The organism is Sedimentitalea sp. (genome assembly GCF_039973035.1).
Lineage (GTDB): Bacteria > Pseudomonadota > Alphaproteobacteria > Rhodobacterales > Rhodobacteraceae > Sedimentitalea.
The window spans coordinates 95,165-120,712 of record NZ_JBDWLR010000106.1; the positions used below are offsets into that span (position 1 = coordinate 95,165).

Annotated in this window: 25 protein-coding genes; 12 read left to right on the forward strand and 13 right to left on the reverse strand. The window is 60.6% G+C overall.

Annotated elements, in window-relative coordinates:
- From ABJO75_RS28560 to ABJO75_RS28595, 8 genes are all read left to right on the forward strand, one after another.
- Complete coding sequence (locus tag ABJO75_RS28560) at positions 1 to 846, forward strand: MaoC family dehydratase N-terminal domain-containing protein (RefSeq protein ID WP_348195892.1); 846 nt, start codon at positions 1 to 3, stop codon at positions 844 to 846.
- 223 nt (positions 847 to 1,069) lie between these two features.
- Entirely contained in the window at positions 1,070 to 1,849 is a 780-nt protein-coding gene (locus ABJO75_RS28565) for an ABC transporter ATP-binding protein (RefSeq protein WP_348195893.1), read from the forward strand.
- A gap of 4 nt (positions 1,850 to 1,853) precedes the next feature.
- Complete coding sequence (locus tag ABJO75_RS28570) at positions 1,854 to 3,851, forward strand: AMP-binding protein (protein WP_348195895.1); 1,998 nt, start codon at positions 1,854 to 1,856, stop codon at positions 3,849 to 3,851.
- Between the two features lie 15 nt (positions 3,852 to 3,866).
- Complete coding sequence (locus ABJO75_RS28575) at positions 3,867 to 4,751, forward strand: branched-chain amino acid ABC transporter permease (protein WP_348195896.1); 885 nt, start codon at positions 3,867 to 3,869, stop codon at positions 4,749 to 4,751.
- A 3-nt stretch (positions 4,752 to 4,754) separates the two neighbouring features.
- Positions 4,755 to 5,807: a branched-chain amino acid ABC transporter permease gene (locus tag ABJO75_RS28580; RefSeq protein ID WP_348195897.1), complete on the forward strand. Its 1,053-nt coding sequence runs from the start codon at positions 4,755 to 4,757 to the stop codon at positions 5,805 to 5,807.
- Between the two features lie 35 nt (positions 5,808 to 5,842).
- Positions 5,843 to 7,081 carry an ABC transporter substrate-binding protein gene (locus ABJO75_RS28585; RefSeq protein ID WP_348195899.1) on the forward strand — a complete coding sequence of 413 codons (1,239 nt, stop codon included), beginning with the start codon at positions 5,843 to 5,845 and terminating at the stop codon, positions 7,079 to 7,081.
- Positions 7,082 to 7,142: 61 nt separating this feature from the next.
- Complete coding sequence (locus tag ABJO75_RS28590) at positions 7,143 to 7,934, forward strand: ABC transporter ATP-binding protein (RefSeq protein ID WP_348195900.1); 792 nt, start codon at positions 7,143 to 7,145, stop codon at positions 7,932 to 7,934.
- Between the two features lie 12 nt (positions 7,935 to 7,946).
- Positions 7,947 to 8,735: an SDR family NAD(P)-dependent oxidoreductase gene (locus ABJO75_RS28595; protein WP_348195901.1), complete on the forward strand. Its 789-nt coding sequence runs from the start codon at positions 7,947 to 7,949 to the stop codon at positions 8,733 to 8,735.
- Between the two features lie 22 nt (positions 8,736 to 8,757).
- Here ABJO75_RS28595 and ABJO75_RS28600 read toward each other — a convergent pair whose 3' ends face one another.
- On the reverse strand, positions 8,758 to 9,861 hold the full coding sequence (locus ABJO75_RS28600; protein WP_348195902.1) for a CaiB/BaiF CoA-transferase family protein: 1,104 nt from the start codon (positions 9,859 to 9,861) through the stop codon (positions 8,758 to 8,760).
- A gap of 112 nt (positions 9,862 to 9,973) precedes the next feature.
- Between ABJO75_RS28600 and ABJO75_RS28605 the strand changes: the two genes are divergently transcribed.
- Genes ABJO75_RS28605 through ABJO75_RS28615 form a run of 3 tightly spaced genes read left to right on the forward strand, consistent with a single transcriptional unit; the run spans position 9,974 to position 13,200 of the window.
- Positions 9,974 to 10,762, forward strand: a complete 789-nt coding sequence (locus tag ABJO75_RS28605) for an enoyl-CoA hydratase-related protein (protein WP_348195904.1) — start codon at positions 9,974 to 9,976, stop codon at positions 10,760 to 10,762.
- 17 nt (positions 10,763 to 10,779) lie between these two features.
- The gene (locus ABJO75_RS28610; RefSeq protein ID WP_348195905.1) at positions 10,780 to 12,018 is read left to right on the forward strand and encodes a thiolase family protein; all 1,239 of its coding nucleotides are present in this window, start codon (positions 10,780 to 10,782) and stop codon (positions 12,016 to 12,018) included.
- Positions 12,019 to 12,033: 15 nt separating this feature from the next.
- A complete protein-coding gene (locus ABJO75_RS28615) occupies positions 12,034 to 13,200 on the forward strand; it encodes an acyl-CoA dehydrogenase family protein (RefSeq protein WP_348195907.1) in 1,167 nt (388 codons plus the stop codon).
- 271 nt (positions 13,201 to 13,471) lie between these two features.
- Here the strand turns inward: ABJO75_RS28615 and ABJO75_RS28620 are convergent, their stop codons facing one another.
- From ABJO75_RS28620 to ABJO75_RS28650, 7 genes are all read right to left on the reverse strand, one after another.
- Positions 13,472 to 14,857 (reverse strand): MmgE/PrpD family protein, encoded by a 1,386-nt coding sequence (locus ABJO75_RS28620; RefSeq protein WP_348195908.1) that lies wholly within the window; start codon positions 14,855 to 14,857, stop codon positions 13,472 to 13,474.
- 547 nt (positions 14,858 to 15,404) lie between these two features.
- Positions 15,405 to 16,433: an IS110 family transposase gene (locus ABJO75_RS28625; RefSeq protein WP_348195910.1), complete on the reverse strand. Its 1,029-nt coding sequence runs from the start codon at positions 16,431 to 16,433 to the stop codon at positions 15,405 to 15,407.
- Between the two features lie 105 nt (positions 16,434 to 16,538).
- Complete coding sequence (locus ABJO75_RS28630) at positions 16,539 to 17,174, reverse strand: glutathione S-transferase family protein (protein ID WP_348195912.1); 636 nt, start codon at positions 17,172 to 17,174, stop codon at positions 16,539 to 16,541.
- Between the two features lie 10 nt (positions 17,175 to 17,184).
- Entirely contained in the window at positions 17,185 to 18,084 is a 900-nt protein-coding gene (locus ABJO75_RS28635) for an SDR family oxidoreductase (RefSeq protein ID WP_348195913.1), read from the reverse strand.
- A 40-nt stretch (positions 18,085 to 18,124) separates the two neighbouring features.
- On the reverse strand, positions 18,125 to 18,622 hold the full coding sequence (locus ABJO75_RS28640) for a luciferase family protein (protein ID WP_348195915.1): 498 nt from the start codon (positions 18,620 to 18,622) through the stop codon (positions 18,125 to 18,127).
- An 8-nt stretch (positions 18,623 to 18,630) separates the two neighbouring features.
- Positions 18,631 to 19,446, reverse strand: a complete 816-nt coding sequence (locus ABJO75_RS28645; protein WP_348195916.1) for a class III extradiol ring-cleavage dioxygenase — start codon at positions 19,444 to 19,446, stop codon at positions 18,631 to 18,633.
- Positions 19,447 to 19,512: 66 nt separating this feature from the next.
- Entirely contained in the window at positions 19,513 to 19,920 is a 408-nt protein-coding gene (locus tag ABJO75_RS28650) for a DoxX family protein (protein WP_348195918.1), read from the reverse strand.
- Positions 19,921 to 20,053: 133 nt separating this feature from the next.
- Here ABJO75_RS28650 and ABJO75_RS28655 point away from each other — a divergent pair, with 133 nt between their 5' ends.
- Positions 20,054 to 20,407 (forward strand): helix-turn-helix domain-containing protein, encoded by a 354-nt coding sequence (locus ABJO75_RS28655; RefSeq protein WP_348195920.1) that lies wholly within the window; start codon positions 20,054 to 20,056, stop codon positions 20,405 to 20,407.
- A gap of 45 nt (positions 20,408 to 20,452) precedes the next feature.
- Here the strand turns inward: ABJO75_RS28655 and ABJO75_RS28660 are convergent, their stop codons facing one another.
- The 5 genes from ABJO75_RS28660 to ABJO75_RS28680 are packed head-to-tail and all read right to left on the reverse strand — an operon-like array spanning position 20,453 to position 25,539.
- Positions 20,453 to 21,340: a DUF4432 family protein gene (locus ABJO75_RS28660; RefSeq protein ID WP_348195921.1), complete on the reverse strand. Its 888-nt coding sequence runs from the start codon at positions 21,338 to 21,340 to the stop codon at positions 20,453 to 20,455.
- Positions 21,333 to 22,421 carry a sn-glycerol-3-phosphate ABC transporter ATP-binding protein UgpC gene (gene ugpC, locus ABJO75_RS28665; protein ID WP_348195922.1) on the reverse strand — a complete coding sequence of 363 codons (1,089 nt, stop codon included), beginning with the start codon at positions 22,419 to 22,421 and terminating at the stop codon, positions 21,333 to 21,335. The genes ABJO75_RS28660 and ugpC overlap by 8 nt, the downstream gene beginning before the upstream one ends.
- A 21-nt stretch (positions 22,422 to 22,442) precedes the next feature.
- Positions 22,443 to 23,273 (reverse strand): carbohydrate ABC transporter permease, encoded by an 831-nt coding sequence (locus ABJO75_RS28670; RefSeq protein ID WP_348195923.1) that lies wholly within the window; start codon positions 23,271 to 23,273, stop codon positions 22,443 to 22,445.
- The gene (locus ABJO75_RS28675; protein WP_348195924.1) at positions 23,270 to 24,190 is read right to left on the reverse strand and encodes a sugar ABC transporter permease; all 921 of its coding nucleotides are present in this window, start codon (positions 24,188 to 24,190) and stop codon (positions 23,270 to 23,272) included. Before ABJO75_RS28675 ends, ABJO75_RS28670 begins: the two co-directional genes overlap by 4 nt.
- A gap of 32 nt (positions 24,191 to 24,222) precedes the next feature.
- Positions 24,223 to 25,539 carry an extracellular solute-binding protein gene (locus ABJO75_RS28680; protein ID WP_348195925.1) on the reverse strand — a complete coding sequence of 439 codons (1,317 nt, stop codon included), beginning with the start codon at positions 25,537 to 25,539 and terminating at the stop codon, positions 24,223 to 24,225.
- Positions 25,540 to 25,548: the final 9 nt, after the last annotated feature.

Here is a 25,548-nt window from a genome sequence, read left to right on the forward strand (position 1 = left end):
ATGAGCAAAACCGATCTTGGCACACTCAAGCCCTGGCTGGGGCGCACCGACACCAAGGACGACATCCTGACCCCGGGGCTGATCGAACGGTTCCGCGCCACTCTTGGTACACATCTTAGCGACCGGGCGGGCGCGGCCCCGCTGGGGATTCACTGGTGCCTGGCGCTAGAGGCGGTGCCGTCCGACGCCCTGGCCGTTGACGGGCACACCAAGAAGGGTGCCTTTCTGCCGCCGGTCCCCCTGCCCTCGCGGATGTGGGCAGGAGGTGACGTGACCCATATCGCCCCGCTCACGGTTGGCGAAACCGTCACTCGGCATTCGGTGGTCGAAGACATCGCCGCGAAACAGGGCCGCAGCGGAGAACTGGTGTTCGTCACCGTGCGGCACGAATATACCTGCCGCGGCCAGGTCTGCATCTCGGAACGCCAGGACATCGTATACAAGGATGTCGCGCCCCCCCGGACCGCGCCGGCACACGCAGCGCCCGACGAAACGGAACCGAACACGCTGAAATCCGTGGTCACTCCGGATCCCACGCTTCTGTTCCGGTATTCCGCGCTGACGTTCAATGCGCATCGTATCCATTATGACCATGTCTACACGACCCGAACCGAGGCTTATCCGGGCCTGGTGGTTCACGGACCGTTGCAGGCGACCCTACTCCTGAATATCGCGGCCGATGCGCTGGGGCATACGCCGGGGCGGTTTTCGTTCCGCGGGGCCGCGCCGGTCACTCTTCCCTGCAGGTTGCATCTGCATTGCAGGGACGATGGCGGCGAAGGCGCGGTCTGGTGTCAGGACCAGACCGGATTGCGCAGTTTCATCGCGAACTACGCCGGAAAATGACGCAACGGCAACGTCGGTCACGCGGCGTTTCATATTGACTCATATTTCTAACGTATGTTAGAAAAATACTAACAGAGTTCGCAAAAACGGACTTGACGGCCCGATACAAAAACGGGGCCGGGAGGAGAACATTGCCAAAGAGTCGTCTCGCTGTTTCTGCGGCGGCAACCTGTGTTGAACTGCAGCCGCGCAGTGTGTGTCGCAGCATCTGCGGAACCATGTCATGAGCGCCGCGGCGGAAACCAGTGCGGCACCGCTTGCGGTGCGCGGCGCGACGCTCAAATTCGGCGGGGTGACCGCGCTTGACGATGTTTCGGTCACCGTCAACGACGGCGAACTGCTTGCGATCATCGGGCCGAACGGCGCCGGCAAGACCTCTCTTCTGAACGTGACCGCCGGGTTCTACCGCCCCCAGCAGGGGCATGTGGAACTGTCGGGAAAGGACGTGACGGGGCTGCGGGTCGACCAGATCGCGCGCAGCGGTCTGGCGCGAACCTTTCAGGGCACCCATCTTTTCGCCGGGCAGACCGTGATCGAAAACATCATGATCGGCCGGCACACCCTGATGAATTCGAACGTTGTTCAGGCCTTTTTCCACTTTGGCCCGGTGATGCGCGAAGAGGCCGAGCACCGCAAGGCTGCCGAGGAGATCATCGACTTTCTGGAAATCGAGGCGATCCGCAACAAGCCTGTGGGCACGCTGGGCTATGGCCTGCGCAAACGGGTCGATCTGGGCCGCGCCTTGGCGCAAGAGCCGTCGATCCTGATGATGGACGAACCCATGGCCGGGATGAATTCGGAGGAGAAAGAGGACCTTGCCCGGTTCATCCTGGACGTGCGCGAGGCGCGCAAGATCCCGGTGGTCCTTGTCGAACATGACATGAGCGTGGTGATGGATCTTGCCGACCGCGTGGTGGTGCTGGATTTCGGGCGGGTCATCGCCGAGGGCACGCCGGCGGAAATCCAGAAGAACCCGGCCGTGATCAAAGCTTATCTGGGATAGTTTCATGGTCACGCAGCAATCTGCCAAAACCTTCACCGACCCCGCCGTCACGCAAAGCGAAACCCTGCCGCAGGTCCTGTTGGCGCGGGCGGGCTCCGCCCCCGATGCCTTGGCCCAGCGTCACAAGCGGCTGGGCATTTGGCGCGAGTTCACCTGGGCCGATGTGCTGGAATGCGTCCGGGCGCTGGCGCTTGGTCTGGAGGAGATGGGTCTTTCGGCCGGCGACTCGGTGATGCTGATCGGCGAGAACGAACCCGAACATTTCTGGGCCGAATACGCGGTTCAGTCTTTGGGCGGCAAGGTCCTGTCGGTATATCCCGACCAGACAACCGAAGAGATCCTCTATCTGGCGCAGGATTCTCGCACCCGTGTCTTTTTGGCGCAGGATCAGGAACAGGTCGACAAATGCCTGGAGATCGTCGACCGGGTCGAGGGGGTGCTTGGGATCGTCTATTGGGATGATTCCGGGCTGTGGAACTACGATCACCCCATGCTGCGCTCGTTCGAGAGGGTCAGCCAGACCGGGAGGCATGTCCACGCCAAGGACCCAGAAAGGTTCGAAGACCATGTGCGGCGCGGCAAGGCCGGCGACATCGCGGTTCTGTCCTATACCTCCGGCACCACCGGCAAGCCGAAGGGTGTGATCATCACCCACCGCTACCTGTTCGACAACACGTCGCGGGTGATGGGTGCGATCGACATCACCCCGGGGACGGAATACCTGACCTACATCTCCCCCGCTTGGGTGACCGAGCAGATCTTTGGCCTGTCCATCGGCCTGATCGGCCCGATGGTGGTGAATTTCCCCGAAGGTCCCGAAGACGTGCTCGCCAATATCCGCGAATTAGCGGTGGACGCGCTGGTTTTCAGTCCGCGCCAGTGGGAGAACCTCGCCTCGATCGTGCAGGCGCGGATGCTGGGCGCCGGTCCGATACGCCGGGCGCTGTACAACTGGGGGATGAAGGTCGGCCGCGGCGTCTATGTCGAACGCCTGGAAGGCCGGACGCCAAGGCTTGCCGCGCGGCTTCAACTGCCCTTTGCCGAGGCTCTGGTGTTGCACCACCTGCGCGACAATCTCGGCCTGGGAAAGGCCCGGAACGCCATGAGCGGCGGCGCACTGATGGCTCCGGACGTGTTCCGCATGTTCCACGCGATGGGCGTCAAGCTGCGCAACGTCTATGGCGCGACCGAGGTCGGGCTGATGACCGCGCATATGGGCGAAAGCTATCAGCTGGAAACCAGCGGCTGCTGGATGCAGACCAATCCCGCCTATGGCGATCCGCTCGAATTCCGGATCTCCCCTGAGGGCGAATTGCAGGTGCGCGGCGGGTCGGGCTTTGGCGGATATTTCGGCAAACCGGACAAGACGGCCGAGGCGCAGACCGAAGACGGCTGGTATGCCACCGGCGACGCGGTCTCGATGACCGACGATGGAGAGCTCTTGTTTTATGACCGGGTGAAAGACATGCGCCGCCTGGCAAACGGTCACAGCTATCCGCCGCAGTTCATTGAAACGCGGTTGCGCTACAGCCCCTTCATCAAAGATTTAATGACATTGGGTGACGAATCCCGTGACTTCGTCGGCGCGCTGATCAATATCGACATGGAAGTCCTCAGCCGCTGGGCGGAAGAGAACAATATCAGCTTCTCGACCTATACCGATCTGTCGCAAAAGCCCGAGATTCTGGATCTCATAAAGGGCGAGATTACGCGCATTAACGCCTTGCTGCCGGAAGGTTCACACGTTGCGCGGTTTGCGAATTTTCCGAAAGAACTCGACCCGGACGAAGGTGAACTGACCCGGAGCCGGAAACTTCGGCGCGGATTTCTGGAAGAGCGATATGCGGACCTTGTCGCGGCTATCTATAGCGGTGCCGACAAGGCCGATCTCAAGATCGCCGTGACCTATCAGGACGGCCGCCAGGGCACGCTTGAGGCCAAGGTTCTCGTGTTGGATGTCGAGAGCATATCAAAGACTGTCAACCGGCAGTCGGAAACATAAGGGAGGTCGGCAACAGTGGTCTACTTCGTCAATGATATCATAACCGGGGCATTGATCGGCCTGCTATACGCGCTGGTGGCCATGGGCTTTGTCGTGATCTACCGCGCCAGCAAGGTTTTCAATTTCGCTCAGGGCGAACTGGTGATCATCGGCGGCTTCATCGTCTGGTTCACCACCTTGCAGGCCGGATTGAGCCTTTGGCTGTCGATACCGCTGTCGCTGCTTCTCGCAGGTTTTGTAGGATACCTGATCGAGCGGATATTTCTGACAAAACTGATCGGTGAATCAGTCTTTTCGATGGTCATGGTGACAGTCGGCCTGCTGATTTTGCTTCGCGGGTTTGTTCTGCTGCTGTTCGGCCCCGCGGTTCGGCCCTTCCCGGTAATCTTCCCGCTGAAACCCCTCTTCCTTGGGGACATGCTGATTCCGTTGAACCTGCTGATTGGTGGAATCATCACCATTGTCGCGGCCGCCGGTCTGTCGTGGTTCTTCAACCGGACCCGACCCGGGCTGCGGATGACAGCGGTGGCCGAAGATCATGTCGTTGCGTCTTCAATGGGGATCTCCGTGAAGAGTTCGATCGCCTTCGCCTGGGTTCTCGGCGCAATCCTGTCCACGGTTGGCGCGATGATCTTTCTCAGCGGCAAATCCCTGACCTTCCTGGCCTCCGATATCGGATTTGCCGCGCTGCCCGTGGCGCTATTCGCCGGGCTGGAATCGATCGGAGGGCTGATTTTGGCCGGGGTCATCATCGGCATCGTCCAGAGCCTGACAACAAACTACCTCGACCCAGTTATCGGCGGCTCCCTGGGCAGTGTCGTGCCCTATATCATCATGCTTGCCATTCTGCTGATCCGTCCCACCGGCCTGTTCGGTTGGCGCACCATCGAGCGGGTATAAGCCATGGATCCTTCAGGCATCTTCCCGACAAGCTATCAAGCCGACAGACGCCTCATACGCACGCGCTGGCAGGCACTTGCCCTCGTCCTGTTCCTCGCTCTCATGCTGGCCGCTCCCTATCTGGTGGGCGCGCGCATCATCGCAGTCCTGAACATGATGCTGATCAGCGCGGTCATCGCCGTGGGACTTCAGATATGCACGGGTTATGCCGGCCAGATCAATCTGGGCCAAGCGGCATTCATGGGTGTCGGAGCCTATACCGCCTCGATACTGGCCTCCAAAACCGGGCTTACATTCCTGTTGGTCATTCCCCTGGCGGGAATCGCAGCCGCGGTATTCGGCTTTCTCTTCGGACTGACCGCGGCCCGGATCAAGGGTTTCTATCTTGCCCTGACGACGATCGCGGCACAGTTCATCTTTCATTTCGCGGTCTTGAATCTGCCGTCGACCTGGATGGGTGGATCAAACGGTATCACTGTGCCGCCTGCGGAACTTTTCGGCCTGCGCTTCGTCAGCGAGACCGCGCAGTTCTATCTGAGTTTCGCTGTTGCCGCGATCATGATTGCGGGCGCATTCGGGATCGTCCGGTCCCGGTTCGGCCGTGCCTTCGTCGCGGTCCGGGACGATGACGTGGCTGCGGGTATCATGGGGATCAACGTCGCGGCCACCAAGGCCAACGCCTTTCTGATCGGTGCTTTCTACGCCGGCGTGGGTGGGGCGCTTTGGGCCTATATGATCCGCTTTGTCGGGGTCGATCAGTTCACGCTGTTCCATTCCATCTTCTTCGTAGCGATGATCATTGTCGGAGGGATGGGGTCGATCGTGGGGGCGTTGATCGGTGTTTTCGTCATTCGCATCATTCAGGAAATTATCGCGACGGTTGGCCCCAACATCGCCGAGTCAGTGCCTTTCGTGGGCGGCGACATCGTGTTCGCCGGCATGAATGTAATTCTCGGCGGCGTGATCGCTTTATTCATGATCCTCGAACCGAAAGGGCTGATGCATCGCTGGAACATCCTGAAGTCATCTTATCGCATCTGGCCGTTCCCTTATTGACGGATCGGGCGGCCAGCAACCAAGGAGGAAGCAAAATGACCTACAAAACACATTCAGGCCTTCGTAGTCTGTTGGCAGTGAGCGCTATCGCCTTCGCAACCGTCGTGCCTGCGAAGGTGCAAGCCGAAACGAGCTATAACCTTGCCCTGTTGTCGGACTTCTCGGGTCCCTATGCCGATATCATGCCTGTTCTGGCAAGCGGCCGCGAGACCGTGTTCAACTGGTGGAATGAGACACGCGGCAAGGAACTTGGGGTCACGCTGAACTTCAAGAACTATGAAACCCGCTACGATGCAGCACAGGTTGCAAGCCTGTGGCCCGGCATCAAATCGGAACTGAATCCGATAGCGGTTGTTGGTTTGGGCGGGCCCGATGTCGCCGCTCTGTCTGAGCGGCTGCCGGAAGACAAGATCCCCATGTTCATGTCCACGGCCGCTTATGGCTTTGCCTGGAAGCCCGATTCCTGGATTTTCAATCCGCGCCCGACCTATTCGCATGAGAGCGCAGGATTTCTGTCCTGGCTGCGCAAGCAGCGGGGCGGAGACGAGCCGATCAAGGTTGCGATCCTGGCCTCCGAAGCTTCTCCTGCCTATGTGGACATGGCGAAGGGTCTCGAGCTTTATGCCGAACAGAATCCCGATGATATCGACATCGTCGAGGTTATCTATACCGAGGTGCAGCCCACCGATCTGACAACCCAGATGCGCCGCGTCGCACGTTCAGGGGCCGAGGCGCTGGTCATCCAGACCAACACTTCGATCGTCGTGGCCGCGAAGCGCGGATTGCAGGCCAACGGCGCCAACGTCCCGATCATGATGAGCTCGCACAACGGGTTGCCGGCCTCCGGAGGGGCCCTGGGCGGTCTCGAACAGCTCGAAGGCGATTACGAAGCCTACGGTATGGCGATTGCGGCCGACGAGGACAGCCCGGCCCGGCAGTTCTATAACACCCTGACCTCGGACTACGGGCTTAAAGCGCCCTGGAACGTGGTGACCGCCATGGGCATTTCTCAAGGTCTCTTTGTCGCCACGGTCATCGAGCACGCGATCCAGGAAAACGGCGCCGAAGGTCTGACCGGCGAAGCTGTGCGCAAGGCGCTCTTTTCCAAGCCGATCACCACCGAGGAAACGAACGGTTTCCTGCCGACGCTAACCTTTACCCCTGATGCGCCCTTCCCGCTGGAAGGCCTCAAGGTGAATATTGGCACGGTCAGAAACGGCAAGATCGTCATCGAAGCGACGAGCGTCGACATTCCCGTCGTTCAAAAATGGTGAGATGAACCGGGCGCCGCACAAGCGGCGCCCGTTTCCGTCCCGAAACCCAGGCGCGAAGGCCATGCTGGAACTCAACAACGTAGAAGTGATCTATTCCGACGTTATCTTGGCGCTCAAGGGTGTTTCCATCACTGTACGCGAAGGTCAATGCGTCGCGCTGCTTGGGGGCAACGGGGCCGGAAAAAGCACAACGCTTAAAGCCATTTCCGGGACGCTGAAATCCGAAGACGGGAAAGTTTCGGCGGGATCGATCATCTTAAACGGCAAGCCGGTCCAGAATCTGGAAGCGTCGGATGTTGTAAAGAACGGACTGATCCATGTGATGGAGGGCCGACGCGTGTTGCGTCACCTGACCTCCGAGCAAAACCTGATCGTGGGCGGGCATATGGCGCCCAACGCGACCGAATTGAAACACCGGCTGGATCACGTATATTCCCTGATGCCGCGCCTTGCGGACCTGCGCAGTCGCACCGCCGGCTTCATGTCGGGTGGCGAACAGCAATTGTTGCTGATCGGCCGGGCAATGATGGCAAGGCCTAGGATCATCGTAATCGACGAGCCGTCGCTGGGATTGGCGCCGATGATGATCCGCGATGTTTACGAAGTTCTCAAGCAGCTCAAGGCCCAAGGCACGACCTTCTTTCTGGTCGAACAGAACAGCGCCGCGGCCCTGTCGATCGCCGACTATGCCTATGTGATGGAAAACGGTCGCATCGTTCTGGATGGCCCGGCAGACAAACTCGCAGAAAACGAGGACGTCAAAGAGTTCTATCTTGGTGTCTCCGCCTCAGGCGAACGGAAGAGCTATCGCGACATCAAGCACTATCGGCGCCGCAAGCGCTGGCTCGGGTAGGAAGGAACGACAATGAGTGACATACTCCATATCAAGGGACGTACTGCAATTGTAACCGGAGCGGGGCAAGGCGTGGGCCGACAGGTTGCGCTTTACCTGGCCGAGCACGGCGCCAGTGCCGTTATGATCAACGACTTCCACGCCGAGCGGGCGGAAAGCGTTGCTGCGGAAGTCGAAGCGGCAGGTGTCAAGGCGCTGCCGATCGCCTTTGACGTCTCGGACTTCGAGGCCGTCGGCGCGGCCTTCGCCGAGGCGCAGTCGGCTCTGGGAAGCGTGGATATTCTGGTCAACAACGCCGGGAACGCGGGGCCGACCTCGCGGCTCGATGATCTGGTGCCTTTTTGGGAATCGGACCCCACGGAATGGAAGCGCTGGATGGCGACCAATTTTGACGGGGTGCTGAACTGTACCCGTCACGCGATGCCCTTGATGGTCAAAGGTGGTTATGGGCGCATCGTGACGGTCATTTCCGATGCGGGCCGTGTGGGCGAACCGCATCTGGCGGTCTATTCCGGCGCTAAAGCGGGGGCCGCGGGTTTCATGCGCGCCATCGCAAAAGCCGGCGGCCGGTTCGGGATCACGGCCAATTGCGTAGCCCTCGGCGGCACCAGAACGCCGGCGGTTGCCGATCTTATCCCCGATGCGGAAACCGAAAAGCGCGCTTTGTCGCAGTATGTGATCCGCCGGTTGGGCGAACCGGAAGATCCCGCGGGAATGATCCTGTTTCTGTGCTCGGATGCGGCCAGTTGGATCACCGGGCAAACCTATCCGGTCAATGGCGGGTATTCCTTTGCCTGCTAACAACCAATGCGGAGAATGGACCTTAGACAGGTCCTTCTCCAAGAAGGGTTTTGTTGTCGGCACCGATGGCCGGCGGCGGGCCGGACAATTCGGTTTCAAAACCGTCGAATTTCAGGGGCTGGACCAGAAAGACCTCGGCACCGCCATCTTCGCGCGCAAGCGTTCGCAACAGGCCTCTGGCGCGCACATGCGGGTCATCAAGAGTTTCGGCCAGCGAATTGACCGGGCCCCAGGGCACCCCCGCCCCATCGAATATCTGCCCCCATTCATCGCGCGTCCTGCCCACCAGTACCGCCGCGATCTCTTGGCGCAGCTCGTCCTTTCGGGCGACACGTTCGCGGCCTTTCAATCCCGCATGCTCGGGCTTGCCGATCACTTCGCAGAACGGGCGCCAGAACCAATCTTCATGCGCGATGGACAGCGTCACAAGCTTGCCGTCGCCGCAGGTGAAAACGCCATAGGCCGGTTCGGCGATGAAATCGCCCAACGGTGTGCCATTGGCCGCGGGTACGAGAAACGCGGTGAGCATGGAAACCACCGCATCCGACATCGACACGTCGACATAGCGGCCATTCCCCGTCCTCTGGCTGGAGACCACTGCCGAAAGGATTGCAATGGCCGCAAACAGCGCGGCGCCGATATCGGCAAGCGGAATAGCCGGCAACACCCCGGGTTTTCCGGTTTCGGCCTGATCTGCCAACAATCCGCCGACACCTTCATAACTCAGGTCGTGCCCCGCCCGGTCACGATAGGGCCCATCCTGTCCGTAGCCCGAAACCGACACGTGAACCAGCCGCGGGTTGATCTTTCGTATCGCTTCATACCCGGCTCCCAGCGCGTCGAGCTTCCCGGGCCGGAATCCCTCGACGATCACGTCGGCCGACCGGGCCAATTCACGGAACCGTGCCAACCCCTCCGTGGATTTCAGATCCAGCGCTACGCTGCGCTTACCCCGGTTCAGCGCCCTGAACAGCGGCGGAAACTGCCGTGCCGGATCGCCAAGGCCCGGGCGTTCGATCATGATGACCTCGGCCCCCATATCCGACAAGAGCATCGTCGCATACGGGCCAGGAAACTGTTCCGCCAGACTGAGGATCTTCAAACCGTAAAGTGGTGCATTGCTCATTTTGGGCTCCCGTTCTCGTTTCACCCGCGCGCGGGCCCGCCCATAGCATCGCAAGATCCCGCAAAAAGCAACCCTAAAATAAAAATTTATCCTTATATTTCAAAGGTTTAGAATGGCTGAAGCGCCCAGGACCCTATCCCTCGAACGGGTCGGTCAAACCGAGTGGATCACTTTCCAGAGAACCGACCAGATGAACGCGATCTCGATGCAGATGCTGCACGAGATGACGCAGGCGATCGAGAACGCCATGAGCGATGACAGCGTTCGCGCCATCGCCCTGACCGGAACCGGACGGGCGTTTTGTGCCGGCGCAGACCTGAAGGAAGTCGCAGGCGCGAAACATGCCCCGGGCGAACCGGATCTTTTGGATCTGGTCGATCACGCATTCGGACTGATGCGCAATGGCCCCAAACCCGTAATTGCGGCCGTGAACGGGCTGGCGATGGCGGGCGGCCTTGAAATGGTGATGGCCTGCGATCTGGTCTTTGCCGCCGAAAGCGCGCAATTGGGCGATGCCCATTCCAATTTCGGCGTCTTTCCCGGGGCCGGTGGTGCGGCGATCCTGCCGCGCCGGATCGGGCTGAACCGCGCCAAATACCTGTTGTTCTCGGGTGAGAACGTCTCGGCGCGCGAGATGATGGACTGGGGATTGGTGAACAAGGTCGTCCCCGATGCCGATCTTCGCAACGCGGTTCAGGTCTTTACCAACAAGTTGTCTGACAAAAGTCCGGCCGTGCTGCGCCGCATGAAGGCGGTCGCCAACCGGTCACTGAACGTCGACGAAACCGCGGCACTGGCCGAAGAGATGCTGAACCTGCGCGCACATATGCGGTCATGGGACATGCGCGAAGGGCTGACGGCCTTTGCCGAAAAACGAAAACCGAAATTCCGCGGCTATTGAGTCAGGGGGAACGAATAATGCAGGATATCTATGTTGTCGGCGTCGGCATGACGCCGTTCGGAAAATTTCGGGAAAAATCGATCAAGGGCATGACCCACGAGGCCGTCACCGACGCCTTGACGGATGCAGGGTTGTCAGGGGAGAAAATCGACGGCGCGTTCTTCTCGAACGCGGTGCAGGGCCACATGGAAGGCCAGCACATGATCCGCGGCGAGATCGCGCTGCGCGAGATGGGCATCCAGGGCATTCCGGTGGTGAATGTCGAAAACGCCTGCGCCAGCGCCTCGACCGGGTTCAAGCTGGCAGTGGATTTCCTCAAGGCCGGCAATGGCGATTGCTGCCTGGCCGTGGGCGCCGAGAAAATGTACTCCGACGACCGCGCGCTGATGTTCTCGGCGTTCGACAGCGGCTGGGACGTGAGCAACGGCGAAGAGGTTGCGCGGCGGCTGGCCGATCTGGGCACCGGGGTGACAGAGCCCGAGGGCTCGAAATCGCCCAAGCCGTACAGCGTCTTCATGGATGTTTATGCCGGCTTCGCGCGGCTGCACATGAAGACCTTCGGCACCACGCAGGAACAGTTCGCCGCCGTCGCCGCCAAGAACCACGCGCATTCCGCGCATAACCCGCTGGCGCAGTATCGCGATTCCATGACCGTGGAACAGGTTCTGGCCGCGCCGCCGATCACCTACCCGTTGACCCTGCCGATGTGCGCCCCGATCTCGGACGGCGCAGCGGCGGCGGTGCTGTGCACCTGCGAGGGGTTGAAAAGGCTGGGTCTCGATCCTGCCCGGGCGATCAAGGTCAAGGCCGCGGTCCTGCGGTCCGGCACCGACCGCGCGCCGGAGGATTTCAGGAACCACCTGACCCGGCTGGCTGCGCTTCAGGCCTATGAGCTGGCCGGGGTCGGCCCCGAGGACATGGCCCTGGCAGAAGTGCATGACGCCACTGCCGTGGGCGAGGTCATCCAGATCGAGAACCTCGGCTTTGTCGAGTTCGGCGAGGGCGGACCGGCCAGCCTGCGCGGCGAGACGAAGATCGGCGGGCGCATCCCGGTGAACCCCTCGGGCGGGCTGGAATCCAAGGGCCATCCGGTGGGCGCCACCGGCATCGGACAGATTTTCGAACTGGTCACGCAGCTGCGCGGAGAGGCCGGCGCGCGTCAGGTCGAGGGTGCGCAGAACGCCATCGCCGAGAACGGCGGCGGGCTGCATGGCGTCGAGGAAGCCGCGGCCTGCGTCACTATTCTGGGCCGCTAAAACAGGAAGACTGCAATGGAAAACGTGATCGCCGCCGCACAGGCAATCTATACCGACGAACAGCGCATGCTGCTGGAGAACTTCCGCAAGATGGCGGAGTCCGAGTTCGCGCCGCTGGCCGAGAAATACGAAGAGCTGGGCTATCCCCCCAATGCGGAAACCCTCAAGGGCCTGTTCGCCAAGGTCGAGGAATTCGGGCTGATCAGCGGGCTGATCCCCGAGGCCGATGGCGGCGCCGTGATCGACCGGATGACCTATGGCATCCTCTACGAGGAACTGGCCCGCATCTGGGCCGATCTGGCCATCGCCGTGCTGATCCAGGGCCACGCGGTGTTCGCGATCAACCTGCTGGGGGACAAGGCGCAGAAAGAGGCCTATCTCAAACCGCTATTGCGCAGTGAACGTATCTGCGCCACCTGCATCTCCGAACCCTCGGTCGGCTCGAACGTGCGCGAGGTGAAAACGCGCGCCGAGCGCGAGGGCGACAAGATCTTCATCACCGGCCAGAAACTGTGGATCTCCAACGGCGCCCAGTCGGATTTCGCGATCGTGGTTTGCAACCTCGACGACGGGATTTCCATGGTCATCGTCGACCGCGACAAGGGTGGTTATGAAAGCCGTGAGCTGCGCAAGATGGGGTTGGTCGGCGCTTCCACCTGCGAACTGTTCTTCGACCGGGCCGAGACCACCTCGGCACATGTCCTGGGCAATGCCGGGGGCGGGCTGTTCCAGACCCTGAAATTGTTCGAAAGCGCGCGCGTCTTCGTCGGGCTGACCAGCGTCGGCATCGCACAGGCCGCGTTGGAATGCGCGGTCGCCTATGCCAAGGAGCGCGAACAGCACGGCAAGCCGATCGGCGGGCATCAAATGATACAGGGGTATCTGGCCGACATGGCTACTCAACTGGATGCCGCGCGGCTCCTTTGCCAGCGCGGGCTGCAACTGCTGGATCTAGGTGTGCGCTGCGATACGCAGACATCAATGGCGAAATGGTATGCGACGGAAATGGCCGTCGAGATCGCCGGCAAGGCCGTGCAGATCCATGGCGGCAACGGCATCACCCGGGAATTTCCCGTGGAACGCCATTTCCGAAACGCAAAGATCATGCCGATCCCCGATGGCACCACCGAGATCCAGAAGCTGGTCATCGGGCGAAACCTGACAGGGTTCAACGCTTTCTAGAGCATCTTCGATGAACGCGGAGGCGGGTGTTTGCGATCGAAGATGGGATGTCGATGCGGGAGGCGGCGCGGCGCTTTTCCGGATCAGGATTTCGGCAGCCGGCATCTGGGATGCCCGTCCGACGCCGCAGCATCGAGACGAGATGGCGCTTTGTATCATCGATTGCTCCCTAAGGCGCGGCGATGCGGCCAATCATGTCGCTGATTGCGCCATCCGTTACCATACCCGATGGATTTTTTTGGTCTGTCGGAATGGATATGAGTCTGGTGTGTCAGACAAGAAGTGGCCCGATCCCATCACTTGACGCGACCGACCAGAGAGTACGGGAAACTTGCGCCCACCTGTCTGCGTCCAGGACTCCACCATATTCTGCCAGACGACCCGCCTTTTCTTCAATCTCATCGCGCGTCAGGGTATTCCCAGGGTCGCCCTTTGGTTCTGCGACGCGGTGCCTTAGGACTGTCCCGTCTTTTAGCGTCACAGATACTTTTCCGATCCAGGATGCCGGGTATTTCTTTTCCACTTCGGGATCAAAAGCCATATCGATCCTGTTCATGAACGACCTTGCCCGTTCATTTTCAAGGATGCCGTCGAACTCGGCCATGCCGGCTCGCCGGTGGATTGCAATCAATGCCAACGTTGCGGGCATAGAGAACTTCGCCTGATGAACAGTGGTTGGGAAGGTGACTGAGCCCAGTACATCAAGTGCTGCCTGGTGCACATGCGCGGTGACATGCTCGATGTCCTCGGTGTTCAAGTAATTTTCCAGCATCAGCTCAAGAAGAGCATCTGCAGCAGGATGAGTGTGGCGGCACGATGCATGATACTTAAATGACGTCTCTGCAAGACCCCATCTGACACCCAACCCGGTACTGATCTTCTCCAGGGCACAGTTCGAAGACATTCCAGCGGCCATTCCTTTTTCGCCTTCAAGGATTTGTTTTGCACCCGTGAAACCTCGGGCGGCAAGGCTTGCCGCAATCACACCATTGCCGGCAGCATTCGCAGTATGAAGCTGTTTGGAATCTGCCGCATCTTTTAGAAACTCCCAAAGACCTGCGGCCTGAGTGCCGGCAGAGCCAAGAGCGTTCAACATCTGCTGGGAATCGAGTTTGAGAAGACGTCCTGCCACGGCAGCCGCAGCAAGCGCTCCTGCAGTTCCAGTCGTATGAAAGATCTTGTAGTGTGGAAGGCCGAGATATTCCCCGATGCGGATTCCGGTTTCGTATCCGGCAACGCACGCCGTTAAAAATTCGGTTCCGCTCGCATTGCAATGCTGCGCGATCGCTAGCCCAGCAGGAAAAACGACCGCACCAGGATGAAACACGGAGCCATTATGGACATCGTCCTGTTCGGAAACATGCGAAGCGGCGGCATTCACAAAAGCGGCAAAATAAGGTGACGTCATGCGGCCTGAGATAAGTACTTCCGATCTCCCCTGATCGGGACCCATTTCCTTTGCGAAATCATCGATCGCAACGATTGCCCGATGACGTGCACCGGAAAATGCGGATCCAGCCCAGTCAACATAAAGGTCGACCGCTCGCTCAACTACATGCGTTGGGATATCAGCTATTGACAGCGACGAGGCGAATTCGGCCAGCTTCGCGGTTCCCTCTATGGTTGAAGTGCTCCAGTCTGTTCTAGTGTCGATCAAGAATGTCTCCCATGAGCCCATTGGATCCCAAACAATCGGTTTGGCACTCGTTTTGATTGTTGCCGTTCGTACCGGACCGCATGAGCCATAGAGGTGTCAAGTACTTAAATGTGTCCCGCGAGGTCGATCACGTTACAGTATCCGACGCCATTGGGCTTGCTGCCGAAAGTTTTCTTCCCTTTCGTCGCACTAACTACGAAGCGGCTCACCGCAAGTGACCGAACGCTGGCGAGGCCGCTTCTAACAGCAATTGTTGAATTGCCAATCATTCTAGGAGACATTTATGGATACCGCCGTTCATGCAAGGCTCTCTTCGAACGATTTGGACGTGTGATCGGGTGCGGTCATGTATCAGGCCTTTCGTTGCGGCACGAATACGACCGCTGGCCGGTATGGAGCTACGCGGACCTGGTGCAAATCAGTTCTGCGAGCTCGTCGCTCACTGACCCGGATGCATTCCCAGACCCACTCTCACCGATCTTTGTCCTTACCGTTCGCTGACCTCCTCACACGCCGACGATCCGTGCTCACAGCAGCGCAGCGTTTGCTATGCCGCAGCCAGCCCGGATCCCTTGTAGCTCTCATTCTTCGTCATCATTGCCCAGATCGACCGAGCCATCTTGTTGGCTAGCGCGATCGCAACGAGCATGCGTGGCTTGCGCGCCAACATACGCGCCAGCCATGAGTTCTCGGGAGGGGATTTGCGGCATGCCCATCGGATCACGGTCATCGCGCCGATGATCAGAAGCCGCCGGATATCGCGTTGGCCCATCTTCGAGGTTCGCCCGAGTTGTTGCTTTCCGCCACTCGAATGATGCTTGGGCACCAGCCCGAGCCAGGCCGCAAAGTCTCGCCCTTTCCGGAATGTGCTCATGGTTGGGGCGAAAGCTTCGATCGCCATGGCGGTGATCGGCCCCATCCCAGGCATCGACATCAGTCGGGCCGAGGCCTCGGAGCGCTTTGCTTCCGATCTGAGCGTCTTCTCCAAGCCGGCAATACGAGCGGAGAGCACCTCGATCTGCTCAAGATAAAGCCGCGCGGTTTCCACGACGACGAGTTCGAGGCCAAGGTTGCCTTCCTCGATGATCTCCGACAGCAAGGCCAGGTTCGCAATTCCCTGTGGCGCAATAACTCCATGCTCAGCCAGGTGAGCGCGAAGAGCGTTGATAAGCTGCGTTTGCTGGCGGACAACCAGATCGCGCGTCCGGAAGATCATGGAACGGGCTTGCTGGCTCTCGGTCTTTGGAACAACGAACCGCATCGAGGGGCGGAGCGCCGCCTCGACAATGGCCTCGGCGTCAGCCGCATCGTTCTTGTGTCGCTTGACGAAGGGCTTCACGTAGGCCGGTGGGAGCAGGCGAACTTCGTGACTGAACTTGCCGATCTCACGTGCCCAATAATGCGCTGTCGCGCATGCTTCCATGGCAACAATGCACTTCGGCAGCTCCGTAAAGAAGGCGAGGATCTGTCCACGCGACAGCTTCCGACGCAAGACAACCGCGCCATCGCTTCCAGCGGCGTGCACCTGAAACACTCGCTTTGCCAGGTCCAAGCCGACAATGCTAATTTCCTTCATGGATGCTCTCTCCTCTCAGTGACGTTCAACGCACATCACTCTGGCACATTGCGATGCCGTCGGGAGGGGGCATCCACTCCATCAGTTCTCTGCGCAAATCAACAGTCAGAGTCCCAAGAGCGCGTTCAGCGGGACCATCGCCTTATGCCAGCTGTCCCTCGCCTCCAGCCGTTCGATCCAGGCGGCAACGGCGGGCCGGGTCTCCAGCGAGATTGCAGCCTGCTTGCGATACATGAAGGTCGTGGCCAGGTAGAAATCCGCAAGGCTGAGATCGCCGGTGATCCAGTCCTGCCGGGCCAGACCCTCTTCCAGCACGTCGAGAAACTGATCGGTGGCCTTGCGCTCGGCTTTGACCGCCGCATGGTCGGCATCGCCCATGCCGAGTTTCTCCTTCAGGAACAGCTCGAAGGACAGTTTCTGCATGGCTGGACCCAGATGGATGGCCTGCCACCAGGCCCACTGGTTCATCAGCGCCCGTTTCCTCGGCGCAGACGGTACCAGACCCGCGTCGGGGGTCTGGCTGACCAGGTAGCCGCAGATCGCCCGCGACTCCCATAGAAAGAAATCGCCGTCCTTAAGGACAGGCACCTTGGCGTTGGGATTGCGCCGGAGGAATTCTCCGGCGCGGTTGTCGCCCCTACGAAGATCGACCTCGACGATCTCGATGTCGATGCCCAGTTCGAAGGCCACAGCGCGCACGCGCAGGGCGTTGGGCGATAAGTTGGCGTTGTAAAGCCGCATGGTTCAGTCCTCAGCGCTGCGGCGGCGTCAATAGTGCCGCGCGGTTCGCTATCAGGAAGTCGCGCACCGATTGGCCAGGTTGGCCGGTCAGCGTCTTCAGGTCGTCGCTGGCCACATCGAGGAAACCCTGCGCCATTGCCTCGTCGAAGGAAACGAAGACCCGCGCCATGAATTCCGGCAGGCCGTTTCCAATCATCGCCCGCGCCAGTTCCTCGGCTGGCAGCGCGATGTACGAGATCTCCTTGCCCGCGACGTCGGACAGGATCGCTGCGACCTCAGCCTGGCTGACCGTCTGCGGCCCGGTGATATCGAGGGTCTGCTTTCCCGTCGCCGTCATTAGCGCCACGGCTGCGGCACGGGCGCAATCCGCCCGCGTCACATATCCGGTCTTGCCCTCTGCCGCGGCGGCGAAGTGCTTGCCCATGGCGACGCTCTGCGAGCCGCCCATCAGCAGAAAGTCGGTGTACATGTTGTTGCGCAGGATCGTGTAATCCGCCCCACTGTCCGCGATCAGCTTCTCGGTCCCTTCGTGGTCGCGGGCGAATCCGATCGGACTTTCCGGGACCGGGCCCGCAAACGATGTATAGACGATATGCCCAATGCCCACCGCCTTGGCCGCCGCAACCGCGTTGGAATGGGCAGCGAGCCGCTTGCCCGGGTGGAGATCGTCGGTCGAAATGATGAGGAGACGCTTGCCGTCAGTAAAGGCGGCCCCAAGCGACGCTGGATAGTTGAAATCGCCCTTGCGGGTCTCGACACCCTTGTCGGCGAGGTCGGCCAGCTTTTCGGTATTGCGCGATACGGCGATGATCGGACCGGCGCCGGCCTGCAGCAGCAAGTCGACCACCTGCCGGCCAAGCTGGCCGGAGGCGCCGGTGACTATGAAGGGGCCGTTCTGAATGTCGGACATGGTTGGTCTCCTGTTCTGATTGCTGAGGAGGCTTTTGCTCTCAGCCGTGGATATGGACGGGGGCGGGGTTCGCCAGCTTGCCGCGAGCGAAGTCCCAGCTCGTGGTCAGCAGGCGCAGCATGACATCGACCTCGTTCTCGTCACGCGGGGCGAAAGCCATGACCGCCGTGGCCGGGATATAGCCCAGCCGCGCCATGGGATGCGGTTCGCCCCAACCTTTCGCGATCAGTTCCTCAACCACGGATGGGGGCAGCATCAGGTGCGACGAGCCATCGTGGGCGGGGTGCACATGGGCAAACTCGCGCCCGATTATGAAGGCCTCGCGTGGTCCGCATGCGTGGGCTACAGGAAGCACCAGGGCCTCGGCGCCGGGGACCGAAACGCCCGACCAGCAGCGCTCGACGAAGGGCAGGGCGAACGCCTTTTCCTTGAACAACGCGTGAATCTTGGCCGACGAGTTCTGGGACACCTGCTCATGCGGTGCGCAATCGGTGGTTTCGGGGCGCGGTCCATGCCGTGGGGGAAGTTCGAAGCTCATGGTTGCTCCTATCCAAATCTGAAGGCGCTTTCGACCGCGCCCAATACGTGATCCTCGAGGGTCTTGCCTCCCCGATCCGCAAAGGCGGCCCCGGCCGCGACGTGCAACGGGATCAGATGTTCCTCGCGCGGATTGGCGTCGCGTGCGCCGGGTGCCTGATCCCACGCGGCCAGCATAGCGTGCCGCACTTCGGGGTCTTCATGGGTCACAGCACTCGTGAGCCATCGGTCGAAATCGAGGCCGCGCACGTTGCCCTCCGCCCCGCCGCGCATGGCGCGCATCATGACGGCCATATTGTGATAGGTGTTGCCGGACCCGATGATCAGCACCCCTTCGTCGCGCAAGGGCGCCAGCGCGCGACCGGCGGCGAGATGCGCCGCGGGGTCGAGATCGGCGCGCAGGCTCAACTGGACGGTGGGGATGTCGGCCTCTGGAAAAGCCACCTTTAGCGGAACGAACACCCCATGATCGAAGCCGCGCGCTGGGTCGGCCCCGGTTTGGAACCCTGCGCCTTCCAGAAGTCCGCTCGCGCGGGCCGCCAGCTCGGGATCGCCCGGCGCGGGCCAAGTCAGCTGATATGTGTGCAGCGGAAATCCCTGATAGTCGAACAGCAGCGGCGGCGCGGGGTTGGTCTGCACGGTAAACACCCGCTCCTCCCAATGACCCGAGATCACGAGGAGCGCCTTGGGCTTTGCCGGCAGGCTCGCAGGTAAATTCTCGAGGAATCGGCGTTGCCTATCCCAGGTGTCAGGCGGGTTCCAGTCCATGAAGAAACACGGGCCGCCGCCATGGGGAACAAACATTGTCGGCTGTCTGTCCGTCATGTCGTCGTCCTTTCGAACCCCAAAGCCAAGCGTGGAAGGGCAGCGCCGTGGCAGCTCGGCATCGGATCAGTTCGCCGCTGACGGAAACGCGGGCGCGTAGGCCGACTTGACCGCCCGCACGCGATTGGCGGTCAGCCACGAGGCGATCAGAAGCACCCAGGTCGCCAGAGCCGGCGGCCAGCCCGGATCGCCCACGCCCACATGCGCCCCGATGGCTAGCACCAGATGCCAGAACATCGCCGCATATGCCCAATCCACCAGCATCGCCGAAGGGCGCCAGAGGATCACCACCGCGCCAACGATCTTCAGAATCGCGAGCGGCCAGATGATGTAGGTGGGATAGCCCAGCACCTCGCGATACATGCCCGCGACCATGTCGTGGGACGAGATGTAGAAGGCCGCGGCACCTAGATAGACCAGCGCCACAAGGCCGGTCGCAATCCAATAGACATACTTTGCCACTTTGTCGCTCATTGCCGCTCTCCCTGTTTGCAACGGCTTGTTCAGCCGCCGTTCTCTCGTTAAGTATCTTTAGATGCCTTGCTTCATTGGAGAAAGTAGGCACGTAAAAGTAACTAACTTCCTTTGACTGTGAGGGCTATCCACGATGAAGAGCGTCCTGCCCCCTTCCTGCCCGATGGAGGCGCTGCTGCGTGTCATCACAGGCCCTTGGACGATATACATCCTCTGGGTTCTGTCCGAGCAGGGACCGCAGCGTTTCGGTGCGATCAAGCGTCTGGTGCCCGGGATTTCCACTCGCGTCCTGACCGAGCGGTTGCGGATGCTGGAACATGCCGGTGTGGTCTGGCGCGAGCAGGCTATGACCATCCCACCGGCTGTAACATACGGATTGACTGAGCGCGGCGCGGAGCTGCGTGGCGTGCTGGACACGCTTGGCACCATCGCGCGCCGCTGGGAGGTCGAGGGTGCCTTCGACGGGACCGCAAGCGCGGCAGAATGACGCCGCCCTTCCTGTTCGCGGGATAATCCCGCGCCCGAGAACAACTCAGGCGGACCCCGACCCGAAGCTCATGACTAACTGAAAACGGCGCTCGACAGAACCGTTAAGCGGTGTTTCATCGCGCAGGAGTTCACCGCGAGGCTGACGGTTATGAGTGGTCGGTTCGATACAGAAAAGACCACCGCCAGCCGCCGTACGTCGATGAAACTGTAGCCAAGGCAGGGCCTGCTTGTCGAACGACAACCGGAAGCACCGTCGCGGATCCCTTCCACCATCCGACACCTGGATAAGGTTCCCATTGGCCGGTGCGGGTTCGCAGAAGGTGAAGTCCTCGGTGCCGGGCAGGTCCGGACGCATGCGAGTTGCGATCTCGACTAGAGTATCCGGGCAAAATTGCGGGGCGCTGAGATTGATGTGATAGAGTGCCATGATGGGCGTGATCTCCCCTCGCCCGCGCGCTTCAACCCGGTCTTCAATACTGATTTCGGCACGGTCGGGAGGCAGTGTCACGCGTCGATGGAGCCGCCAGGACTGACCTGAAAGGGTTCCGTGGGCGACCGTTGCACAGACCTCGGCGGAACCGTCCTCCAGCACTTGCGTCGTTGTCACGATAGCGCGCCTGAGCGACATGGAGCCATGCAGCGGGAAGTGCCGGAGGCCGTCGTTCGCCGGTTGGCGGATGTGATCAAATCCGCAAGTGCAGAGCAGACCGCCAAGGGCCTGATCCATCTCTCCCGGTCGGGCCGGGGCCAGCCCGTTTTCGCCTATCCATCCGAAAGGCACGCCGCGATAGCGCACAATCCCGACATCAAGGCACCGATCGGGAAGTAGATCGATTGAGAGTCCGGCCGCGTTTTCGACCTCGATCAGCCGAGCGCCGTCCTCGGTGCCGCCATCGAAACGCAGGGTCCGCAGCCTGCATGTCTCAGCCATTCGTGATCCTAACGCCAGTGTCAGGATTGAAAAGCAATATATGTCGCTCCTGCAACTGCACATGAAGCTGCTGACCAGCGACAACGCTATCGGCCAAACCACGGTCATTGTCCGGGTCGATACGGAGCGTAACCCGGCCTGCCGGGGTTTTGCCGACGAGGAACGCGTCGTGCCCGGTAAACTCCACCGCGTCCACTTCGAAGGGCCAGCGATCCGGTGCTGCGTCTGGCCAGACCCTGATGTGCTCGGGACGAATGCCGAGATCGACCTCGCGACCCGCAGCGGCCTGCAATGACTCGGACAGCGGTAGCCCCTCGAAGGTGAGGCGGCCGGCCGCGGATGCCAGCATGCCGCGTAGCATATTGATCTCGGGCGAGCCGATGAAACTCGCGACAAAGCGGTTCTGCGGTTCGCGATAGATCTCTCGCGGCGTTCCAATCTGCTGGATACGACCGCCGTCGAGCAAGACGATGCGGTCAGCCATGGTCATAGCTTCGATCTGGTCGTGAGTGACGAAGACGGAAGTGGCCCCCAGTTGATCGTGCAACGCCCGCAATTCCAGTCTTGTCGCCGCGCGCAGCTTGGCGTCGAGATTGGATAGAGGTTCGTCGAAAAGAAAGACCTGCGGCTGCCGAACGATCGCCCGACCCATGGCCACGCGTTGCCTTTGCCCGCCGGAGAGCTGACCGGGTCGGCGGTTGGCGTATTCCGACATGCCAAGCATTTTTAGCGCCGCTTCGAGACGGCGGGCGATCTCGGTGGGATCCGTCCCGCGCATCCTGAGGGCAAAGATCATGTTCTCGGCGACCGTCATGTGCGGATAGAGCGCATAGGACTGGAAGACCATCGCCATGTCCCGATCACTCGGTTCGGTTTGCGTAACATCCTTGCCGTCCACAAAAATCCGACCCGCGTCGATCTCTTCCAGACCCGCAATGATCCGCAACAACGTGGACTTACCGCTACCCGAAGGACCGACGAGGGCGATAAATTCGCCGCTCGGAACCTCCAGATCGATCGGCGGAATAACCTCTACCCGACCGTATTTCTTTCGTACCCCCTTAAGGGTGACGGTTGCCATGAGACTCCCTTCTCTCCGTGTCTACTTGACTGCGCCCGCCAGAAGCCCGCGGACGATAAATCGCTGGCCGACGAGGATCAGGATCAGCGCCGGGACGATTGACAAGAGAGTCCCGGCGGCCATCTCGCCATAGCGGATGTCGTATTCCTGCGCGAAGGTTGCGATGGCGACCGGAGCCGTCATCGTCGCCGGCGAGGTCAGCGTCAAAGCGATGGCGAAGTCGCTCCAGGAAAAGATGAAGATCAGCGCCGTCGCCGCAATCATTCCACCCCGCACCAGCGGGAAGGCCACCCGCCAGAACATCTGGCTGTTCGAGCATCCGTCCATGCGCGCAGCCTGAAAGATCTCGTGCGGCAATGCGAACATGAAGCTCAGCATCAGGAACAGGCCCATCGGCAGATTATGCACGACATGGGTCAGGATGACCGAGACATAGGTTCCGTGCAGTCCGATCGCCGACCACATGACATACCAGGAACCCACGAAGGTGAGCGTGGGAAGCATTTGGAACAACAGTGCCCAGCCCAGGATCGGCCAGCGAACCCACCCGGGTACTCTCAAGCGGCCGAGCGTAAAGGCGGCCATCGTGGCAATAACGATGACGATCGCGGTTGAACTGACAGCGACAAAGGCACTGTTGAGCAGGTTCCACAGGAATTGGGACTGACGCGAAAAAAGAAGCTGCTCGAAATTGCTCCAGGTGACCGGACTGAGCGTCGCGCCCGTTATGATATCGATCTTGTATTTGAAGGCATTGGATAACACCCAAAGTGTCGGCAGCAGAATTATTCCCGCATAGCCCCAGACTAAAACATTTGCCGCAACGCGACCCGAGGTTCGACGCAGGGTCATCCTGCGTCCTCCGCGTTCCTGCGGCGGGCAAGCACTCCGCGCGCGAGGATGATCGTGAGCGCTATGGCAAACAATGTGACCACCGACATCGCCGAACCGTACCCGACCTGATCCTGCCGGAAGAAGGTACGGTAAATCGAAAAGTTAACGACCTCCGTGGCCGTGCCTGGCCCGCCTGATGTCAGCAGATAGACCTCGTCGAAGACCTTGAACGACAGGATGACCCGAAAAATCACCGTGATGAGGATCGTAGGCAGCATCAGCGGCAGCACGATATGGCGCACCTCCTGCCAGAAGCCGGTCACATCCAATCGGGCCGCGTCCAGAACTTCTTCGTCAAGCGACTCCAGACCGGCGAGCATGAGAAGAAAGACGAAAGGCGTCCAGTGCCAGATGTCCACGAACATCACCGATGCGAGCGCGATGTCAGGGTTTCCGAGCCAATCGACCTCGTTCAGACCGAACCAACGAAGCAGCGTGTTCGCCAGCCCGAACTCGCGCCCCATGACCAGACGCCACATCGTGCCAATGACGATTGGGGGGATCACGATCGGCAGGAGGAAGATGCCGGTCAGGATCGTTCGCCCGACCGACCCCGCCCGCTTCACGGCCAGCGCCATCGAAAACCCGAGGACCATCTGGCAGGTCACGACCGTCACCGCAAAGACGAGCGTGTTGCGCACCCCCGCCCAGTATATCGTTTCCTCCAGGAAGAGCCGGCGGTAGTTCTCCAGACCGATATAGTTGAACTCGGCCGCGCCTTCACGCCATTCCACATCGAAGAAGCTCAGACCCAGAAGGTTCAGCACCGGAAACCCGGACAGAACCATGAAGAACACCGCGACGGGCGCAAGCGACAGCACCAGCCATCGCTTGTTCCGACGAATTACGACACCCGGTTTGATCATGGTGTTCATCTGGTTCCGTCCAGAGGCGCTAGCGAAGTGGCTCAGAGGTCTGGCTGGCGGGTGACGGTAAAGCCGTTCTGCTCAAGTATGCCCGCCAGGGCCTCGGCCGCCGCATTGAGCGCCACCTCGGGGCTTTCCTCCCCGATGACGGCCCGGTTGAAGTGCAGGGCCATCGCGTCGGATGCTTCGGCGGCGGCCGCGAAAGGCAGACCCATCACCGCATTTGCCGCATTTGCCGAATAGGCCCCAAGGAAACGGTAAGAGTTGTTCGTCCCCAGACCGGTTTCCGCCAGATCGCCACGCACGGGTACGCCTCCGGCTTCGACATACTTCACTTGGAGCGCCTGGGACTGGAACCAGTCCAAAAAGGCCAGCGCTGCGCGCTGGCGCTCCGCCGACACGTTCTTGGGGATACCCGCGACCCAGTGACCGGCGCTCGACGCGTGTGTTCCGCCCGGACCTGCGGGTATCAACGATGCCGACATCTGGCCGACAACCCGGGACTCGTTGGGGTTTTCCAGCGCGCCCCAAGCGGCGATCACTGCGATCGCCTGCGCGGCTTTGCCGGTGGACAGAAGCTGGATAAGCTCACCCTGCGCGATGGCACCGGGATTCGGCGGAGCAACATCCTCCCCTGACATCTTCAGATAGGTTTTCAGCGCCGCAAGCCCCCCGGTCGTATTCAGCCCGATCGCGGCCTGTCCCGGGCCCGTCACCCGGAAAAACGCGGCGTCGTGGCTGAAGATGTAGGGGGTGATATTGTAGACGATCGAATCGCGAGCCGCGCGCGGAACGAAGCCGTAAATGCCCTTGGCTTCTGCGATTTTTTTAGCGTTCGCGTAAAGGTCGTCCCATGTGTCGGGAACCGACAGGCCGAGTTCGTCATAGATCACCTGGTTGTAATAGAGGACCTGGACGTTGCCGTTGACCGGCACACCCATCAGCGCGCCGTCCGGCGAGAATGACCCGACCGCCGCATCCCACTTCGTGGTCGCGCCGTAGCTCAGGACGCCATCGTGAAGCGCGTAGCCTTCCTGTACCTCGCCAAGCGGCGCGAGGAAGCCGCCGGAATAGATCTCGGACAGCCAGAGCGAGTTGATGTTGACAAGATCGTAGGTGCCTTCGGCGCCGCGCACCGAGTTCCGGATCTTTTCCAGCAGTCCCCCGAACGGATTGACGTCAAGATCGACGACGTTCCCGGTTTCCTCCTCGTAGAGATCGACCATGGCGACGAAGGAATTCAGCCATGGCGACTGGTTGATCGCCATGGTGATGTCCGGCTGATCCTTGGCGTGCGCCGACGTGGCGGCTGCCAGCGCCAGAAGGCTGGCTGCAATGCTGAATGCTGTTCTCTTCACTTTTCAGTT

Coding starts and splice junctions, on each gene's coding strand:
- ABJO75_RS28560 (WP_348195892.1), top strand. CDS start 1: ATGAGCAAAACCGATCTTGGCACACTCAAGCCCTGGCTGGGGCGCACC.
- ABJO75_RS28565 (WP_348195893.1), top strand. CDS start 1,070: ATGAGCGCCGCGGCGGAAACCAGTGCGGCACCGCTTGCGGTGCGCGGC.
- ABJO75_RS28570 (WP_348195895.1), top strand. CDS start 1,854: ATGGTCACGCAGCAATCTGCCAAAACCTTCACCGACCCCGCCGTCACG.
- ABJO75_RS28580 (WP_348195897.1), top strand. CDS start 4,755: ATGGATCCTTCAGGCATCTTCCCGACAAGCTATCAAGCCGACAGACGC.
- ABJO75_RS28585 (WP_348195899.1), top strand. CDS start 5,843: ATGACCTACAAAACACATTCAGGCCTTCGTAGTCTGTTGGCAGTGAGC.
- ABJO75_RS28590 (WP_348195900.1), top strand. CDS start 7,143: ATGCTGGAACTCAACAACGTAGAAGTGATCTATTCCGACGTTATCTTG.
- ABJO75_RS28595 (WP_348195901.1), top strand. CDS start 7,947: ATGAGTGACATACTCCATATCAAGGGACGTACTGCAATTGTAACCGGA.
- ABJO75_RS28600 (WP_348195902.1), bottom strand. CDS start 9,861: ATGAGCAATGCACCACTTTACGGTTTGAAGATCCTCAGTCTGGCGGAA.
- ABJO75_RS28605 (WP_348195904.1), top strand. CDS start 9,974: ATGGCTGAAGCGCCCAGGACCCTATCCCTCGAACGGGTCGGTCAAACC.
- ABJO75_RS28610 (WP_348195905.1), top strand. CDS start 10,780: ATGCAGGATATCTATGTTGTCGGCGTCGGCATGACGCCGTTCGGAAAA.
- ABJO75_RS28615 (WP_348195907.1), top strand. CDS start 12,034: ATGGAAAACGTGATCGCCGCCGCACAGGCAATCTATACCGACGAACAG.
- ABJO75_RS28625 (WP_348195910.1), bottom strand. CDS start 16,433: ATGAAGGAAATTAGCATTGTCGGCTTGGACCTGGCAAAGCGAGTGTTT.
- ABJO75_RS28630 (WP_348195912.1), bottom strand. CDS start 17,174: ATGCGGCTTTACAACGCCAACTTATCGCCCAACGCCCTGCGCGTGCGC.
- ABJO75_RS28635 (WP_348195913.1), bottom strand. CDS start 18,084: ATGTCCGACATTCAGAACGGCCCCTTCATAGTCACCGGCGCCTCCGGC.
- ABJO75_RS28640 (WP_348195915.1), bottom strand. CDS start 18,622: ATGAGCTTCGAACTTCCCCCACGGCATGGACCGCGCCCCGAAACCACC.
- ABJO75_RS28645 (WP_348195916.1), bottom strand. CDS start 19,446: ATGACGGACAGACAGCCGACAATGTTTGTTCCCCATGGCGGCGGCCCG.
- ABJO75_RS28650 (WP_348195918.1), bottom strand. CDS start 19,920: ATGAGCGACAAAGTGGCAAAGTATGTCTATTGGATTGCGACCGGCCTT.
- ABJO75_RS28655 (WP_348195920.1), top strand. CDS start 20,054: ATGAAGAGCGTCCTGCCCCCTTCCTGCCCGATGGAGGCGCTGCTGCGT.
- ABJO75_RS28660 (WP_348195921.1), bottom strand. CDS start 21,340: ATGGCTGAGACATGCAGGCTGCGGACCCTGCGTTTCGATGGCGGCACC.
- ugpC (WP_348195922.1), bottom strand. CDS start 22,421: ATGGCAACCGTCACCCTTAAGGGGGTACGAAAGAAATACGGTCGGGTA.
- ABJO75_RS28670 (WP_348195923.1), bottom strand. CDS start 23,273: ATGACCCTGCGTCGAACCTCGGGTCGCGTTGCGGCAAATGTTTTAGTC.
- ABJO75_RS28675 (WP_348195924.1), bottom strand. CDS start 24,190: ATGAACACCATGATCAAACCGGGTGTCGTAATTCGTCGGAACAAGCGA.